Annotated in this window: 14 protein-coding genes and 1 tRNA gene; 10 read left to right on the forward strand and 5 right to left on the reverse strand. The window is 63.1% G+C overall.

Going from position 1 to position 17,286, the window contains the following annotated elements; all coding sequences use genetic code 11:
• Window positions 1-3 precede the first annotated feature (3 nt).
• The 4 genes from ABIE35_RS17105 to ABIE35_RS17120 all read right to left on the reverse strand — a co-directional run bounded on the left by ABIE35_RS17105 (window position 4) and on the right by ABIE35_RS17120 (window position 6,456).
• A complete protein-coding gene (locus ABIE35_RS17105; protein ID WP_354516777.1) occupies window positions 4-4,539 on the reverse strand; it encodes an ExeM/NucH family extracellular endonuclease in 4,536 nt (1,511 codons plus the stop codon).
• 182 nt (window positions 4,540-4,721) lie between these two features.
• Window positions 4,722-5,213: a septum formation family protein gene (locus tag ABIE35_RS17110; RefSeq protein WP_354516779.1), complete on the reverse strand. Its 492-nt coding sequence runs from the start codon at window positions 5,211-5,213 to the stop codon at window positions 4,722-4,724.
• 163 nt (window positions 5,214-5,376) lie between these two features.
• On the reverse strand, window positions 5,377-6,162 hold the full coding sequence (locus tag ABIE35_RS17115) for a VOC family protein (protein ID WP_354516781.1): 786 nt from the start codon (window positions 6,160-6,162) through the stop codon (window positions 5,377-5,379).
• Between the two features lie 203 nt (window positions 6,163-6,365).
• Window positions 6,366-6,456, reverse strand: a tRNA-Ser gene (locus ABIE35_RS17120).
• A gap of 103 nt (window positions 6,457-6,559) precedes the next feature.
• Between ABIE35_RS17120 and ABIE35_RS17125 the strand changes: the two genes are divergently transcribed.
• The 8 genes from ABIE35_RS17125 (at window position 6,560) to ABIE35_RS17160 (ending at window position 14,044) form a co-directional block, all read left to right on the forward strand.
• Window positions 6,560-7,543, forward strand: coding sequence for an NAD(P)H-quinone oxidoreductase (locus ABIE35_RS17125; protein WP_354516783.1), 984 nt, complete (start codon window positions 6,560-6,562; stop codon window positions 7,541-7,543).
• A 30-nt stretch (window positions 7,544-7,573) separates the two neighbouring features.
• Window positions 7,574-8,116 carry a PadR family transcriptional regulator gene (locus ABIE35_RS17130; RefSeq protein ID WP_354516785.1) on the forward strand — a complete coding sequence of 181 codons (543 nt, stop codon included), beginning with the start codon at window positions 7,574-7,576 and terminating at the stop codon, window positions 8,114-8,116.
• Window positions 8,117-8,318: 202 nt separating this feature from the next.
• Window positions 8,319-10,589: a carbon starvation CstA family protein gene (locus ABIE35_RS17135; RefSeq protein ID WP_354516787.1), complete on the forward strand. Its 2,271-nt coding sequence runs from the start codon at window positions 8,319-8,321 to the stop codon at window positions 10,587-10,589.
• Window positions 10,589-10,780: a YbdD/YjiX family protein gene (locus tag ABIE35_RS17140; RefSeq protein ID WP_354516788.1), complete on the forward strand. Its 192-nt coding sequence runs from the start codon at window positions 10,589-10,591 to the stop codon at window positions 10,778-10,780. The genes ABIE35_RS17135 and ABIE35_RS17140 overlap by 1 nt, the downstream gene beginning before the upstream one ends.
• An 84-nt stretch (window positions 10,781-10,864) precedes the next feature.
• Complete coding sequence (locus ABIE35_RS17145) at window positions 10,865-11,518, forward strand: bacterial proteasome activator family protein (protein ID WP_354516790.1); 654 nt, start codon at window positions 10,865-10,867, stop codon at window positions 11,516-11,518.
• Between the two features lie 8 nt (window positions 11,519-11,526).
• Window positions 11,527-11,967, forward strand: coding sequence for a hypothetical protein (locus ABIE35_RS17150; protein WP_354516792.1), 441 nt, complete (start codon window positions 11,527-11,529; stop codon window positions 11,965-11,967).
• A gap of 134 nt (window positions 11,968-12,101) precedes the next feature.
• The gene (locus ABIE35_RS17155) at window positions 12,102-12,941 is read left to right on the forward strand and encodes an aldo/keto reductase (protein ID WP_354516794.1); all 840 of its coding nucleotides are present in this window, start codon (window positions 12,102-12,104) and stop codon (window positions 12,939-12,941) included.
• A gap of 149 nt (window positions 12,942-13,090) precedes the next feature.
• Window positions 13,091-14,044: an Lrp/AsnC family transcriptional regulator gene (locus tag ABIE35_RS17160; RefSeq protein WP_354516796.1), complete on the forward strand. Its 954-nt coding sequence runs from the start codon at window positions 13,091-13,093 to the stop codon at window positions 14,042-14,044.
• On the opposite strand, the gene ABIE35_RS17165 is transcribed toward ABIE35_RS17160, so the two are convergent.
• On the reverse strand, window positions 14,028-15,476 hold the full coding sequence (locus ABIE35_RS17165) for an amidase (RefSeq protein ID WP_354516798.1): 1,449 nt from the start codon (window positions 15,474-15,476) through the stop codon (window positions 14,028-14,030). The genes ABIE35_RS17160 and ABIE35_RS17165 overlap by 17 nt on opposite strands.
• 266 nt (window positions 15,477-15,742) lie before the next feature.
• Between ABIE35_RS17165 and ABIE35_RS17170 the strand changes: the two genes are divergently transcribed.
• Window positions 15,743-16,492, forward strand: a complete 750-nt coding sequence (locus tag ABIE35_RS17170) for a DUF5058 family protein (RefSeq protein ID WP_354516876.1) — start codon at window positions 15,743-15,745, stop codon at window positions 16,490-16,492.
• Window positions 16,493-16,538: 46 nt separating this feature from the next.
• Window positions 16,539-17,279 carry a hypothetical protein gene (locus tag ABIE35_RS17175; RefSeq protein WP_354516800.1) on the forward strand — a complete coding sequence of 247 codons (741 nt, stop codon included), beginning with the start codon at window positions 16,539-16,541 and terminating at the stop codon, window positions 17,277-17,279.
• Window positions 17,280-17,286 lie beyond the last annotated feature (7 nt).

A 17,286-nucleotide genomic window follows, 5' to 3' on the forward strand; every position in this document is an offset into this window, starting at 1 on the left:
TTGCTAGCCCCGCAGGCACCTCTGGTACTCCAACCAGGCGAACGCATACCGCAGCCACCCCACAATGTCGTACCACTTGGACGGCTTGGTGGGTGCTGTGCATTGCGGCGGGTTCGGGCCGCTCTCAGCAACCGTCACGAGCGCTTTCACCACGGTTCCGCTTTCGACGGCGGTGAGCACCAATGTGCCAGTGCCGGCCGCTGCCGAGGCGGGAACCTTGAGGTCCACCGTGGCTGCACCGGCTGTTACCGGTACGGATCCGAGCGTCACCGCCGTCCCCTTGCTGTCAACAAAGACGGCGTTGAGGGTGGCGTTGGCGGGGCTGCCGATCGATGTCAGGTTCAGCTTGGAGACAGCCAGTGCGATGGGCTCGCCGGCCTTGATCCCGGCTGCGGTGGAGTTCACCACAGCGACGGAACGGCGGGCAAAGTCCGGCGACACCGGCTTGTGCTCCTGCAGGTATTTGATCCAGGCGTCGCGGTCCACCAGACCAGTGTCCTTGGTGTTGCTGCCTTCCTTGAAGACCCGGAAGTTGTCGCCACCGGTGGCAAGGAAGCTGAACGTGCCGATCTTGTACTGCTTCGCGGGATCGATGACAGCGCCGTTCACCCAGATGCCTGTGATGCGGTCGCCTGCGGGACGGGCGGGGTCGTAGGTGTAGTTGACGTTCTTGGACAAGCCAAGCTGCTGGTAGGGGCGGCTGGGCACGGTTCCGTCAGCGTTGGTCTGCCACTGCTGCTCCAGGAGCGTCTTGAACTGGGCGCCTGTCAGGGACGTGGTCCACAGGTTGTTCACGAACGGCAGGACCGCGTTGGCCTCGGCGTAGGTGATGGTGCCATCCGGGGCGTAGTAGAGCTCGTTACGCAGGCCGCCGGGGTTCACGACGCCGATCTCCGCCGCACCCAGTTCGGGTGCCTTGAGCGTATCCACCAGGGAGTCCGCCACCAGGTTGCCCAGCGTGGATTCGTTCGCGCGGTCGTCCCGCTTGGGGGCGCCTCCGGCAGGATCCGGGGTGAAGGCGGTGGTGATATCGGCGGTCACTGTGCCAACAGGCTGGTTGCCGATTTCAGCCGCCTGGGCCAGCGCCTTGTCCACGATGGTCTTCACTGCAGCCACCCTCGGGTACGCAGCAACCAGGCTTTCGGCGGTCTCGGTGCTCCGATCCACGATTGCGGCCTTGTACGAGGTCACCGACTTGCTGGCGGTGTCCACAGTGAGCGTCACGCTGCCCACGTTCTCGCCGTAGTTGCCGGTCTGCACGATGGGACGGGTTTTGCCGGTCGGCTGGCCGTTGGCGTCCAGTACCGGTGCGTCCCAGGCGTATTCCTTGTGGGTATGTCCGGTGAAGATGGCAGCGACGTCGGGAGTGGTTTCGTTGACCAGCTTGGCGAAGGGGCCGCCCGCGGCGACTTCCTGCTCCAGCGTGGCGCCCTCAGGAGTGCCGGACGCGGCGCCGTCGTGGCTTTCCACGATGATGAGGTCGGCCAGATCGTCGGCCTTGATCTTCGCGGCCACCCGGTTGATGGCCTCCACAGGATCCCCGAATTCGAGGTCCGAGATTCCGGCGGGGGTCACCAGTGAAGGAACTTCCTGGGTGACAGTGCCGATGACGGCCACCCGCATGCCGTTCATATCCAGCACCTTGTACTCCGGCAAGACCGGCGTGGTGGTGCCCTTTTGGTAGACGTTCGCACCGAGGTACGCGAACTTTGCGTTGGTACCTCCTGCGACGACGCGGTCGCGCAGGTCCTGCCAGCCGCCGTCGAACTCGTGGTTGCCCACAGCGGAAGCCTGCAGCTCCAGGGCGTTCAGGACGTCGATGGTGGGCTGGTCCTTCGCCACCGAAGAAGCGAAGAGTGAGGCGCCGATGTTGTCGCCGGCCGAGATGAAGGCCGTAGCGCCGGGGGCAGCTGCCGCGCGGAGCTTCTCCACGGTTCCGGCGAAGAGCACGGTGTTGGTGTCGATGCGACCGTGGAAGTCGTTGATCCCCAGGAACTGCAGGTCAACGCTTGCGGGGACTTCCGTGTCCAGGTTCAGGCCCACCACCACAGGATCGTGGTCGCTGGCCCGGAACTCGTCCGCGGCATAGTAGTTGGTCACATTGTTGTTATACCTGCTGTACTCCAGCGCGACGGACTCCACGGAGTTGATGTTCCAGATGTCGGTTCCAGTGACGGCCTTGGCGGCAGCAGGTGAAGCCAGGATGTGGTCCAGGGAACCCACCATCCCGCCGAACAAGTACGAGTGCTTGCCGGTGCCGGCCTCAAGGTCCGTGTAGCCCGCGCCCGTGAGGACATTGATGGGATCCTCCTTGGAGTAGGCGTTGAAGTCACCGATCAGGAAGACCTTGTCCGTGCCCTTGGATGCCTGAAGATCCTTCGAGAAACCGAGCAGCGATTCAGCCTGCTTGGTGCGGGCAATGTTCGAGGCACCCTGGCCCTTGTCGGTATCGTCCGGAGTAGCGGCCGAGCCCTTGGACTTGAAGTGGTTTAAGATCGCGATGAACTTCTTGTCATCGGCTCCGCCAACCGGTTTGAAGACCTGGGCCAGCGGCTTGCGTGCACTGGCGAATGCCACTGTGTCGTTGTGGATGATGGACTCACCCACGGGCTCAGCCACGGCCTTTTTGTAGATGAACGCGGTGCGGATCATGTCTTCATCGCTCAGCGGGGGAGCGTTGGCGGGCGTCCGCACGTAGTCCCACACGCCAGGTGTTTTGACGTTGAGGGCCTCCACCAGCTTGGACAACGCGTAGTCGCGCGCCTTGCCGAACTGTGCGGAGTTCTCGATTTCCTCGAGGGATACGACGTCGGCGCCGGACTTGGTGATGGCCGCTACGATCTTGGCCTGCTGGCGTTCGAAGTTCTCCGCATTGGCAGCACCACGGGCGTTGCAGCCCTCCTTGACCGTGATGGGGTTGCCCTCGCGGTCGGTATAGAAGACGCAGCCGGCCAGCTGGTCACCGGTGGTGGGGAAGTAGTTCAGCACATTGAAGGAAGCGAGCTTGAGGCTGCCTCCCACATCGGCGGGACCTTCGGGCCGGGTGCCGGTGAAGCTGGCCGGTTGGACCGAGCCGGCGTTTGCCGCGTTCAGTGCGGTGAGCGGCTGGAACTTCCAGGAGTTGTTGCCGTAGCCCAGGATGACGTCGGTCCGGAACTGTGCGGGCGAACCCACACGGACAGGATCCGAGGTTGTCAGGTACGGCAGTTGCTGGGCCTTGGTGGTGGCGTCCTTGAGGAAGTTGGTGGACGCACCGTCGTCGAGCTTGATGCCGCGCAGCGCGTTGTCCGCCACCACGGCGGCGTACTCCGGTGAGCCGTAAGCTGCCACCGCGGTGGGCTGGACCAACGGCGAAGTACCGGCCGCGAGGCCGATTTCGCCGTATTGGTTCAGGGAGTAGTTATCCGTGACAGTGAAGTCGCCTTGGGGAGCCACGAGCATGCCCTCCAGGCTTTCCCTCGCCGCCTCATTCGCCGGCAACGCAAACGGCGTGGACTTGACCTCGGGGGCCGCCTCAGCGAGCTTCTTCAACCCTGCAGCTTCAACCGTGAGCTGGGTCTGGTTGGCGAATTCGCTGACGACGCCTGTGAGTTCCAGGTAGTCGCCCTGCTGGACGGTTCCCGTGGTTGTGGGTGAGTAGACGAACAAAGCGTCCGACGCCGTCCTGGCCGCCCCGGCAGTATCGCCGCCGGTTCCGGGGGTCTGGACGTAGTAGCCGTTGAACCCGCCGGTTGCGTAGAGGGCGGTGACCTTGCCGCGCGTGGTCACGGTGCTGCCGACCAGGGGGCTCGCCGTACCCGTTCCCTGGATCTCGGCAATGGCCTTGACGCCGGGCTCCGGCTCCGGATCCGTGGGAGGGGTTCCACCGCCGTTGGAGGCCGTGGGCGTGATCGTGGCGTTCAGGCTGAAGTCCGTGGCGTTGGAGTCGGTGTCTGCCCCGCTGGTGCGGTTCAGGCTCTTGACGTCGGAGTTGCCGGTGGGCGCAGTGGCCGCAGCGGTTTCGAACGTATTGGAGGTGCCATAGCCCAGGAGGTCGGCAATGGCAGCGTTGCCCGTCACTGATCCAGCCGGCAGCGGGGACACAGCGGTGGCCTGCTTGGCCAGGACCAGTGTTCCCGTGGTACCGCTGGGGTTCAGCGTCCCGGTGGCTTGGACATCGGCCGTTGGGAGTGCCGGGGCGGTGGAGGCTCCGCTGTTGGTGGCCCCTTGGACCAGGAAGTAGCCCTTGGCAGGGATGCTCCCGGTCAGGGGAGTGATCCCTGTCGGGGCGGCGGTGGCTGTGCCTGAACGGTACTGCAGGGACCAGCCTGCCAGGCTGACCGGGGAATCCGAGGAGTTATAGAGTTCAACGAACTTGTTCTTGAATGCGGCGCCGGCACTGCCACCGCTGAGGTACGCCTCGTTGATGACTACTGGCGATGATCCGGCAGGGTCGGACGGATCATCCGCTGCCATGGCCGGACCGGCCGTCAGCGGGGAGGCAAGCAACCCCGCTGACAAGACCGTTCCTGCCAGTACTTTCCACTTTTGTTGGTGCATCCGCTCTAACTTTCATTAGGGGACCCTGTGGGGCCCTTTGGACGACGCCCACAATCTTGTGAAGTGGGCGCTGTTCCGGAAGTTACTCCGGGGTAAACCTATTGCTCGGGCATAGCAGAACACGATGGAATGAATGGGAGGTGGACCGAGGGTGGCCGCAGGGTTCCCGGGGCACTCCTGCGTTACTTGGCAGCGCCCTTCAGGGTCCCTGTGGTGGCGGCTCCTGCTGCGCCACCGATCAGGCAGACGATCTCGCGGTCGCCGTTTTTCCAGGAATCACTGGTGGGGTGCAGGAAGGTGACGTCCAGCTCGGAGTCCTCGAACGGCAAGCCAACGAACGGCGCGAACTGGGCGCCGCAGTACTCTTCAGCCTTGGTGCCCACCTCAGTGTCACCGGGGAACGTTGACGCGTCCATGTTGGTCAGTGCGTAGGCTTCGAGGTCGTGGCTCTGATCGCACGGAATGATGGTGACATCCATAACTTCCTGGCTGTCCGGATTGGCGATGCAGTCGCCCAACTTCACCTTGAACGCATCGGCCTTGGACGATTCCGTAGGCTTTCCTGATTCATCCCGCTTGGCATCGCCGCTGCTGATCAACGAACAGCCAGCCAGTGCGATCGAAGCCATGCCCAGCACGGCAGCGGTCCTCAATCGTCGTGAAAAGTGGTGCATGTGGGTCCTCATTCCCCGCGGGATCGCAGGCAACAGGCCTGCGATCGACAATGAGGGACCAGACAAGGACCCACGCCGGCTGATCCCCCAACGCCGGCAATGAGCGGATCTGGCCGGCCCCCTTGGGTAGAGGGCGGCCGGGCAGACCCGATGTGATGAAACCCTAGGCCGTTTGGCCCAGGTCCTGGATAACCTTGAAGACAGCTCCCGTGGGGTCCTGCACGGTTGCCAAACGACCAAACGGGGTGTCTTCTGCAGGTTGTGTGATGGTGGCGCCCAGGGCTGTGGCCTGCTCCACGGTGGCGTCCGTGTCCTCCACAGCGAAGTAGACGCTCCACATGGAGGGGACCTGGTCCGGAAGGAAACCGGAGGCATCCATGATGCCCGCCTTGGCATCGTCTCCGGCGCCAAGGGTGGTGTACCGGAACTCCGGAGTGTCGCTCATGACGTCCGTGTCCCAGCCAAAGACCTTTTGGTAGAAGGTGACCGCGGCCTCGTAATCCTTGGAAAGGAGTTCATGCCACGCGGGAGCACCGGCCTCAGCCGCCAGCTCATAGCCGGTCATTCCACCGAACTCCCAAGCTCCGATGGACGCGCCTGAGGCGTCCCCGTACATGGCCATGCTGCCCTGCTCGGGGACTTCCATGGGTTCCAAATACACCTGGCCCCCATGGGCGGCTGCTGCCTCTGTGGTTGCCTTGATGTCATCGGTACGCAGGTAAGTGGACCAGACATCCGGCATGGCACCCATGTCAGCCTGCTTCGCCATGATGCCCGCCACCATCCGACCGTCCTTCAACGCCGTGATGTAGCCGCCGTACTTTTCCTCATCCCCGGTCTCATACGTCCAGCCGAAAAGCGCATTGTAGAACGTCTTCGCTTTCTCAGTATCGGACGTCATCAGATCAATCCAGCAGGGTGCGCCGGGAGTGATGTCAGGCTTAGGCATGGGTCAGGCTCCTGTTGTTATTCCGCGGCGAAAGCTACGGCATATGTCAGTGGTGTGGAGACAGACAGAACACTATGCGGGGGGTCTGACACTTTCAATGATCTACCGGGTGTCAGTTCTCAGTTGCGCGCGTCTGGCGGCCCTGCGGAACAGCAATCAAACAAACAAAAATGCCCCGGGTCCTGGAACCCGGGGCATCTCATTGGCGGAAGGTAAGGGATTTGAACCCTTGGTACGGGGTTACCGCACACTGGTTTTCAAGACCAGCTCCTTAGGCCGCTCGGACAACCTTCCTCGCCTAGTAGTGTTTCATAGGGAGTTGGCTGTTCCAAAACATCACGTCCTCCAACCCCTGCCCCCGGGGGTTTGAGGACCAGCAAGAAACCGGGAGTTCGTCATGAAAGCCGTCTACATCTCAGAGCCAGGCGGGCCCGAAGTCCTCGAAATCCGCGAGGTCCCCGCACCGGTGCCAGGCGCCGGTGAGGTCCTGATCGACGTCGTGGCTGCCGGCCTGAACCGTGCGGACGTCCAGCAGCGGCGCGGCTTCTACCCGCCACCGCCAGGCGCGTCCGACATTCCCGGGCTTGAAGTCTCCGGCCGCATCGCAGCCTTCGGTCCCGGCGTCACCAAGGCGTTCTCCGTGGGGGACAAAGTCGTTGCGCTGCTCTCTGGTGGCGGCTACGCCCAGCAGGTGGCCGTACCCGCGGAGCAGGTCCTGCGCGTACCCGAAGGCGTGGATCTCATTACCGCCGCGGCCCTGCCTGAAGTTGCTGCCACTGTCTATTCAAACCTCATCATGACCGCACAGCTGCAGCCCGGGGAGACAGTACTCATCCATGGCGCCACCGGCGGCATTGGCACCATGGCCATCCAGTTGGCCAAGGCCTACGGCGCAAAGGTAGCCACCACTGCCGGAACCGACGAGAAGGTGGGAACCGCCAAGGCCTTCCTGGGCGCCGACATCGCCATCAACTACACCGAAGAGGACTTCGCTGAAAGCCTCAAGGCGCAAAACGGGGGCAAAGGCGCGGACGTGATCCTCGACGTCGTGGGCGCCAAGTACCTCCAGCAGAACGTCGACGCGCTCGCCGAGTACGGCCGCCTGATCATCATTGGCCTGCAGGGCGGGACCACCGCCGAGATCAACCTGGGCCAACTCCTCAGCAAACGGGCTGCCGTGATTGGTACCGCGCTTCGGCCGCGGTCCGTGGCGGAAAAAGGCATCATCATGTCCGCGGTCCGCGAGTCCGTGTGGCCGATGCTCACCGACGGCAGGATCAGGCCGCTTGTGGCCAAATCCTTCCCACTGGACCACGTCCGGGAAGCCCATCAGTATTTCGACTCGGGCGAGCACGTGGGCAAGGTCCTGCTGCTCCTCTGAACCGTCCGCCCAACCGCTGCGAGGAGCCATATGTCCATTCGGCACAGCCTGCTGGCCCTGCTCCAGGACCAGCCCCGGTACGGCTATGAGCTGCGCGTCGAATTCGAGGACCGGACCGGTGCGGCCTGGCCTCTGAACATCGGACAGGTTTACACCACCCTTGACCGCCTTGAGCGCGATGGCCTGGTCAGTAAGGACGGCGACGACGGCGGTGGCCACGTCATCTACAGCATCACTGACGCCGGTGCTGAGGAAGTCGAGGCTTGGTTTGGCGGCGCCGTGGACCGTGGCGTCCCGCCGCGGAACGAGATCGCCATCAAGCTGGCCCTTGCCGTAACGCTGCCGGGCGTGGATACCTCCGCGGTCATCCAATCCCAGCGTGAGGTGTCCGTTAGGGCGTTGCAGGAGCACACGCTGGCGAGGAAGACAGTGTCCGCCAACCAACGTTCCGTGGATACGGCCGGGCTGTTGGTGCTCGATTCCCTGATTTTCCAGGCCGAAGCCGAAGTGCGCTGGTTGGATCTGTGTGAAGCACGCATGGTGCAGGCGCAGGCCAATGGAGGAGCCAACTAGTCTCCTACGGCGCTGGGAGCATGGTCATCCGCCGCAAGGCTGTGACCGTTCACCGCCGCGTTGTTCCATGTTGGCGTGTGCCCCCTTTATTTGTCTGTGACGGTTGTTACTGTGCTGGAAGGCACCCGGCGATGCGGTCCCCACCGCGAAGATCGCCACCAACGGCAGCACCCATCACTGCAGCAGTTCTCAAGGAGGAGATATGGGCAAGGTATCTGACAAGACCGGACTTGAGGAAGGACTGGATCCCACGCTGCCTTCCCCGGCCGTGGATGACTCCGTCCGGGAGGCAGAAGAACGGACGTGGACCCCAGCCAAGATCGGGCTGTGGGTGGCGATCTCGCTGCTGGGAGCGGTGGCGTGGTTCATGCTGGCGCTGGTACGCGGCGAAACCGTGAACGCCATCTGGTTCGTTTTCGCTGCGGTATGCACCTATCTGATTGGCTACCGGTTCTATTCCAAGGTCATTGAGCGCTACTTGCTCAAGCCGGATGATCGCCGCGCCACCCCTGCCGAGTACAAGGCTGATGGCAAGGACTATGTCCGCACTGACCGCAATGTGCTGTTCGGCCACCACTTCGCCGCCATTGCCGGCGCGGGGCCACTGGTGGGACCTGTCATCGCAGCCCAGATGGGGTATTTGCCAGGCACCATCTGGATCATCATCGGCGTTGTTCTTGCCGGTGCCGTGCAGGACTACCTGGTCATGTTCTTCTCCATGCGCCGCGGCGGCCGTTCCCTGGGCCAGATGGCACGTGAAGAACTTGGCGTCATTGGCGGCACGGCGGCCCTCGTGGCCACCCTGCTCATCATGATCATCATTGTGGCCATCCTTGCGCTCGTCGTGGTCAACGCCCTGGGCGAGAGTCCGTGGGGTGTCTTCTCTGTGGGGATGACCATCCCCATCGCACTGTTCATGGGCGTTTACCTGCGCTTCATCCGGCCAGGAAAGGTGATGGAAGTGTCCATCATCGGCTTCGTCCTTCTGATGGCGGCCATCATCGGCGGCGGCGCAGTGGCCGGAACCGAATGGGGTGCAGCCTTCTTCCACCTGGACAAGGTCACTATCGCCTGGGGCATCATCATCTACGGCTTCATTGCCGCCATCCTGCCGGTGTGGCTGCTTCTGGCCCCTCGCGACTACCTCTCCACCTTCATGAAGATCGGTGTGATCGTGATGCTGGCTTTGGCCATCATCGTGGTTCGTCCGGAAATCACTGTCCCCGCGTTCAGCGAGTTCGCCAGCCGTGAGAACGGACCCGTTTTCTCGGGGGCGCTGTTCCCCTTCCTCTTCGTCACCATCGCCTGTGGTGCCTTGTCAGGATTCCACGCCCTTATTTCCTCCGGCACCACGCCCAAGCTGATCGAGAAGGAACGGCAGACGCGCTTCATCGGCTATGGCGGCATGCTCATGGAGTCCTTTGTGGCCATCATGGCCCTGGTAGCTGCGATCTCGATCGACCGCGGCATCTACTTCGCCATGAACGCACCCCTTGCCCTCACCGGAGGAACGGTGGAATCCGCAGCGCAATGGGTGAACAGCCTCGGCCTGGCCAACGTGAACATCACCCCGGACGTGCTGGCCCAGACGGCCAAGGACGTGGGCGAGGAGAGCATCATCTCCCGATCCGGTGGTGCACCTACACTGGCTGTTGGCTTGGCGCACATCATGCAGCAGTTCATCGGCGGACCTGGCATGATGGCCTTCTGGTACCACTTCGCCATCATGTTTGAGGCACTCTTCATCCTCACCGCAGTTGACGCCGGCACGCGTGTTGCCCGGTTCATGCTGCAGGATTCCATTGGCAACTTTGTTCCCAAGTTCAAGGAAGCCTCCTGGCGTCCCGGCGCCTGGCTTTGCACCGCCATCATGGTGGGTGCGTGGGGTGCGGTGCTCCTGATGGGTGTTACCGATCCCCTGGGCGGCATCAATACGCTCTTCCCGTTGTTCGGCATCGCCAACCAACTCCTGGCGGCCATCGCGCTGGCGGTGTGCCTGGCCATCACTGCCAAGCGGGGAGTCTTCAAGTGGCTGTGGATCGTGGCGGTACCTCTGGCGTTTGCCGCCGTAGTGACCATTACTGCCAGCTTCCACAAGATCTTCTCGCCGGTTCCCGCAGTGGGCTACTTCGCCAACAACCAGGCCTTCTCCAAGGCCTTGGCGGACGGCAAGACGGAGTTCGGCACCGCCAAGACCGTTGCAGCCATGGAGGCGGTGGTCCGGAACACCATGATCCAGGGCGTCCTTTCGGTCATCTTCGTGACGTTGAGCATCATCGTGATTGTCGCCGCCCTGCTGGCAACCATCAAGGCCATCCGTGCAGGTGGCGGACAAGACCATGAGGACCCGGCCCTGCCGTCCAAGGTGTATGCCCCGGCCGGACTGATCCCCACATCAGCGGAGAAGGCCTTGCTGGCAGAGTGGAATGCCCTGCCTGCAGAAAAACGCACGCAGAAAGCTGGGCATCACTGATGAATGCGGTGGCCAAAGGGCTTCGTGGGTTCGCCACCTACATGGGTTCACTCATGGGTGCAGACGCCTACCGCAAGTATCTTGAACACTTCAACGCCGGGGGCCATACCGGTCCCGCCATGACGGAGCGTGAGTTTTGGCGGGACCGGATGGACCGACAGGACAGCAATCCCCAGGGCCGCTGCTGCTGACGAAGAACCAAGTTTCGCTACGAACGAAGTCCAAAATGAGGGACTGGACGGGGGTTCGCATGAACCCCATGAGAGTATGAACGAATGAGCGATCTGAACGACATTCAGCCCACGGATGAGGCTTCGGACGACACCCCCGTGGAGGGAACCATGCTGGAAGAGGGCCCTAATAAGCCCGATGAACAGCAGCCCGGCGGGGGAGAGCCCGGAAAGGGTGCCAAGCCCAAGGGCGGCAATCTTCACGAACTTGTTGACGAACCGGCCAAGGTGATGCGGATCGGCACCATGATCCGCCAACTTCTGGAGGAAGTTAAAGCCGCGCCCCTGGATGACGCTGCACGTGGGCGCCTCGCGGAAATCCATGAGCGCTCCATCAAGGAACTCGAGGATGGGCTCGCACCTGAACTCATCGAGGAGCTGGAACGCATCAGCTTGCCGTTCCCCGATGAACAGGCGCCCTCCGATGCGGAACTTCGCATCGCCCAGGCACAGCTGGTGGGTTGGCTGGAAGGCTTGTTCCACGGTATCCAGGCCGCCATCGCCGCACAGCAGGCTGCCAAGGAACACGCGGCCGCGCAGATGCAGCTTCGCCAGCTCCCGCCGGGAACTGTCATCGCGCCGGGTATCGTCATTGGCGAAAATGGCCAGCCGCAGCGTGCCGCAGCGCCGGGGGCTCCCGGAGCTGCTTCGCACGGCCGGCCGGAAGACCCCGACCACGGTCCGGGTCAGTACCTCTGAGTTCGCTCGTGGGTTTCTTTGGGGCCGTCCGCCAAGGACGGAAAGACGATCTGGAGCTTGGTAAGGGGTTGTGGCGACGCGCCCACGACCGTTTCCACCGTGGCCTGGACCGCTACCACCAAGTTCTTGAGGGCGTTGACGACGACCAGCTGTACAACGAGCTTGTGCAGATCGCCAATGAGCTTGCCGAGTTGTCCCCGCGGGTGAGAACCATTTGCGTCGAGGCGCAAAGACGCTCCCCAAGCGACGGCCTGGATGTTCCGGGGGCGCTGGCAGGGGTGCACCGGGCATTGTCCAAGGCCGGAAATTCCCTTGCCACCACGGCTGAGGCGGCCGCAATGCTGAGGTTGGCCGTTGGTCCGGTTCCTGTGGGCGCACTCTCTGTCAGGCGGCGCTCGGAATCTGTCTTTGAGCAGGTTGCCGATGCGGAGCGGCAGCTCGGAGTCTGAGGGGCCCAGAATATGCAAGGCGTGCGCAACTACAAGCGTGCGCCTTCATTCCTCTTGCGCAAGAAGTTAAGCGCATAGCTGATCTCCGTAACATTCCGGGCTTTTCACAGGTTTGTGCTGGCAGTATGGCAAACATGACTTCGTCACCAACACTTACTTTCAACGACGGCAACACCATCCCCCAGCTCGGCTACGGGGTGTGGCAAGTTGAAGACGATGTAGCCGAAAAGGTGGTGCGCCAGGCTTTTGAAGCCGGCTTCCGCCACATCGATACCGCCAAAATCTACGGCAATGAGGCAGGCGTCGGCCGAGCCATCGCCTCCTCCGGCCTTTCCGCAGACGAAATCTTCATCACCACCAAGCTGTGGAACGCAGACCAGGGCTACGAGTCCACGCTCGCAGCCTTCGAGGAGTCCATGGACCGCCTCGGCCTCGAGACCCTGGATCTCTACCTGATTCACTGGCAGCAGCCCAAGCAGGAAAAGTACGTTGACACCTGGAAGGCGCTCATCGAGCTCAAGAAGCGTGGCCGCGTCAAGTCCATTGGTGTCTCCAACTTCACCAAGGAAGGCCTGCAGCACATCATCGATGAAACCGGCGTTGTTCCGGCCATCAACCAGGTGGAACTGCACCCCTTCTTCAACCAGGCTGACCTTCGCGAGTTCAACGCCTCCAAGGGCATCCTGACCCAGGCCTGGTCCCCACTGGGCCAGGGTGGCGAGCTCCTTGAAAGCGCCACAGTTGCTGAAATCGCCGCCAAGCACGATGCCACGCCCGCCCAGGTGGTCATCGCCTGGCACCTGGCCATCGGCAATGTGGTCATTCCCAAGTCCGTCACCGAGTCCCGCATCCAGGAAAACTTCGCGGCGCTCAACGTCACACTGGATGCCACCGACATCGAGGCCATCAACGGCCTGGACCGCGGTGCCGAAGGCCGCATCGGACCGGACCCGGCAGTCTCCGACTTCGCTTAAGTCCCAAGCCTGACCCTGGTGCCCCGTCCCCTCCTTGGGGGCGGGGCACCTGCCGTTAAGGCACGACGCCGGCATTCGCCGTCGTGACGTAACGCACCTCAGTCCGTGGTGGAATTGAGCAACCCCAGCGGACGGAGGACGGAGCTTGCATGGAGGTTTTTGACGCATTGGAGCGGCAGATCGTTGCCGCGCTCCAACTGGATCCGCGGTGCCCCTGGCGGAAGATGGCGGCGGTCCTTGGGGAAGCAGAACGAACTGTCGCGCGCCGGGGTTCACAGCTTGTGGAGTCCGGAGCTGTCGCTGTAGTGGGCATCCGGCCCCGGCCGTCCGTGGTGTTGGTGGAGATGAGATGTATGCCCGGCACTGTGCGGGCCGCGGCCCACGCGCTGGGGCAGAGGCCGGATACCACCTTTGTCTACACCACCACGGGTACGGGAGACTGCGTGGCAGAGATCCTCACCGAGCCCGCACGCATGGCCGATGTCCTCTCTGACGAGTTGCCCGCCACTATCGGTCTGCGCGATTCCACCAGCTACCCCGTTCTGCGTTACTTCCGCACCATCCGGGGGTGGCGGCCGGAAATTCTCACCAGTGACAAGGCGGAGGCGCTCCGTTCCAGCCTCACCCCGGACTCCGGCATCCTGGTGCCGCGGCAGGATTTGAGCAGGCAGGACCACGAGCTCGTGGATGCCCTCTGTGCCGATGGCCGGATGAGTTTTGAAGCGTTGGGTCGCCGGGTCGGCGTTTCTGAAGCAACAGCACGCCGCCGCGCTGAGTGGCTGCTTGCCAACAACCAGGTTCACTTGCGCGCCATCGTTGAGCCGGCATCCTTTGGCTTGAACGTCGAGGCACTGCTCTGGATCCGGGCCTCCCCGCAGCACGTTGAACAGGTTGGCAAGAGCCTGGCGGAGCTGCCCACCGTCCGTTATGCGGCGGCGATCGCCGGTAATTACCAGATCATGGCAGATGTCACGGTGGAGGACATGGCGGCGCTGTATCGCTTCATTACGGACTCGGAGTGGGCTCAGCACGCTGTCACTGTGGATGTGTCCATTCTGCTGGACGCCCGAAAACGTGGCGGCCGGGTTATGCGCGCACGGTAGTAAGGGCCTCGCCGGCCGCTGACAAGACAGGAGCGATGGCGGCGTATCCGGTCTGCTGTTCGAAGGCGCGGCCGTAACGGAGCAACTGCATGTCCGTGTAATGGTTGCCGGCGAGCTGCAGGCCGATGGGGAGCCCTGCGGAACTGAAGCCTGCCGGGACGCTGAGCACGGGCAGCCCTGTGGCGGACAACAGGCAGGCTGAGCGCATCCAGTCGAGGTAGGTCTCGGAGACTACACCGGCGATGTCACCGGGATAGCGCAGTGAGGCGTCGAAGGGAAGGACCTGGGCGCAGGGGCTGGCGAAGAGGTCGTAGCGCCCAAAGAATGACTGGACACTGCGTTCCAGCCGGGTGCGGGCGGCAGCGGTCTGGATCAGGTCGCGGGCGGTGAGATCGAAACCCTTTTGGACGTTCCAGTGCACTTCCGGTTTGATGACGTCTCCAGCGCGCTCCAGGATGGGTCCCAGTCCAGCGGCGAAGTCCATGGCCCGGGTGTTGCCGAACACCAGGTCGGCCTCGCTGAAATCAGGGGTGGCTTCCTCCACGATCGCGCCGAGGCCTTCGAAGACCGCGAGCTGCCGTTCCAGGTGCTCCAGGATCTCAGGGTCCACCGGCACTCCAATGCCAAAGTCCCGTGACCAGCCGATCCGGACCCCGCGCATGTCGGCCTCGAGTCCGGCTCGGAAGACCTCCGGATCAAGCCCTTCCGGATGAGGCACTCGGGGGTCCTTGCCGGCCGTCACGGACATGAACAGGGCAATGTCCGCCACGCTACGTGCCATGGGTCCGGTTCGGCCCAGCCACGCATAGGCGTTGACGTCGGACGGCATGGGGATCACCGCCGTCGACGGCCTGAAACCCACCACGTTGCAGAAGGAGGCCGGGATGCGGAGCGAGCCGCCCATGTCGCTGCCGTCGCCGATGCTCTGGACGCGGGAAGCGACGACGGCGGCCACCCCACCGCTGCTGCCGCCGGCGCTGAGGGTGGGTGCGTACGGGTTGGTGGTGGTCCCGAAGAGGTCGTTGAACGTGTGGGAGCCAGCGCCAAACTCGGGAACGTTCGACTTTCCGGTGCTGACCACCCCGGCCGCCTTCAACCGGGCGATGATGAGGTCATCGGCGTCGGGTACAAAGTCACGCAAGGCGAGCGAGCCCTGGGTGGTGCGCATCCCGGCGGTGTTGTTGGTGTCTTTGTGGGTCATGGGCACGCCGTGCAGGGGCGGAAGGTCTGCCCCTGACATCGTCAGCTGGTCCGCGCGGTGCGCCAGGGCCTGAGCGCCTTCGGCGTCGAGGGTCACCACGGCGTTGATCACGGGGTTGACCTCGGCGATGCGCTCAAGATGATCGGCAAGGGCTTCGCACGCAGAGAACTTCTTCTCCCGGATTGCTGCGGCAAGTTCGACGGCGGACAGCTCGCCGATGGTGTCAGGCATGGTGCTCCTTTGCTGGATGTCTACTGCTTGAAGTGTGCCCCGTCACACTGGAGCGCGGAAGCCCGGGACCACCGATGGCAAGGTTTGACGGATTCGGCCAAAGTAATGGCTGATTCCGTCAGCTATTGTGTGTGATCCGGCTCATAGTAAATGGTGTTGGTAACCCCATGGCCGATCTGGTTACTGGGTATGGATTTGCCCCACAGACCACGCGCCGCACAGCGTCGTCCGGCCGCGGACTGAGGGGCTCACACCCGGAGGTTTCCATGCACCAACCCCTGGCACTGCAACCGTTCGCCCCCACCGATTCGACCGACATCATGGCCATCGCCAACAATCCTGTCCTTTGGATCTGCGTGGCCGGTGTCTTCGGCGTGATCATTATCCAGTCCGTGATCTTCATGAAGGCTGCCCGACGGGCGGCACCCTCCGTTGAGATGAGTCCGCAGGACATCAAGACCTCGTTCCGTTCCGGTGCTGTCTCCGCGATCGGACCATCCTTGGCCGTATCACTCGTTGCCATCGCCCTGCTGGGCCTCTTCGGCGCCCCGGCGGTCTTGTCCAGGATTGGTTTGATCGGTTCCGCTGCGTACGACGTCTCCGCGGCCGGCATCGCTGCAGGCTCCATGGGCGCGAAGCTCGGCGACGCCAGCTACACGCAGAGTGTCTTCGCCGTCGCGTTCTTCGCCATGAGTATCGGCGGTGCCATGTGGATGCTCGCCACACTGATACTGACTCCGGTGCTCCGCAAGGGTGATGCCAAGATCCGCTCCGTGAACCCCGCGGCCATGGCCATCGTCCCAGCGGCTGCCCTGATCGGAGCCTTCTCTTGCCTGGGCTTCACCGAACTCCCCAAGTCCGGCGTTCACGTGGTGTCCTTCCTCATCTCCGCCGCAGTCATGGGGTTGTGCCTGCTGCTGGCCAAGAAGCTCGGCAAGAGCTGGCTTCGCGAGTGGGGGCTCGGCTTCTCCATCGTCATAGGTCTAGGCGCTGCCTACCTCGCCGTGGGCGCCTGATCCACACGTCCAGCCCCTATCTTTGAGCACGAAAGGAACACCCCGCATGTCTTCCACTACTTCCGCTCCCATCACCACTACCAGCAACTCCGCCATGGCTGAGTTCGGCCGCACCACCTCCCGCTGGGGGCAGATCACCATGATCTTCGGTCTGCTGATCTCTGTAGCCGGTCCACTGTTTCTTGTCTTCTCCAGTGGACTGGACATAGGTCCCGCACAGCTCTGGATCGCCTTCGCTGCTGTGGCCGCAACCTTCGGCATCATCTGGATCGTGGAGCCACTCACGTATTACCCGATCCTCGGCCCTGCCGCGATGTACCAGGCTTTCATGATCGGCAATATCTCCAACAAGCTCCTGCCGGCCGCTTTGATCGCGCAAACCAATATCGGTGCCAAGCCGGGCAGCAAGCGCGCCGAGCTGGCCGCCGTCGTCGCCATCTGCGGTGCCGCGGCCGTCCACCTGATCTCGCTTGCGATCTTCGTGGGACTCCTGGGGAGCTGGCTGATCAGCGTCATCCCGCCGTCGGTGTTGCTGGTGACCCGCCTGTACGTGCTGCCAGCCGTTCTTGGCGCAGTGCTGGTGCAGGCCATCGTGTCCATGAAGCAGCCCCGCACGACGGTCTTCGCGCTGCTGGTCTCGGCCGTCGTCGTGTTTGTTGTGCTGCCCCTGGTGCCGTCGCTGGCCATGGTGTCCACCGCTATTGCCGTGTTGGGCACCATCCTTCTGGCATGGTTCTTACGGGCCAGGACCACCATTAACGAAGCGAAACCGATCCACGTCGAATAGCACTCTC

Source organism: Paenarthrobacter sp. 4246 (assembly GCF_040546855.1).
In the GTDB taxonomy this organism is placed as follows: Bacteria; Actinomycetota; Actinomycetes; order Actinomycetales; family Micrococcaceae; genus Arthrobacter.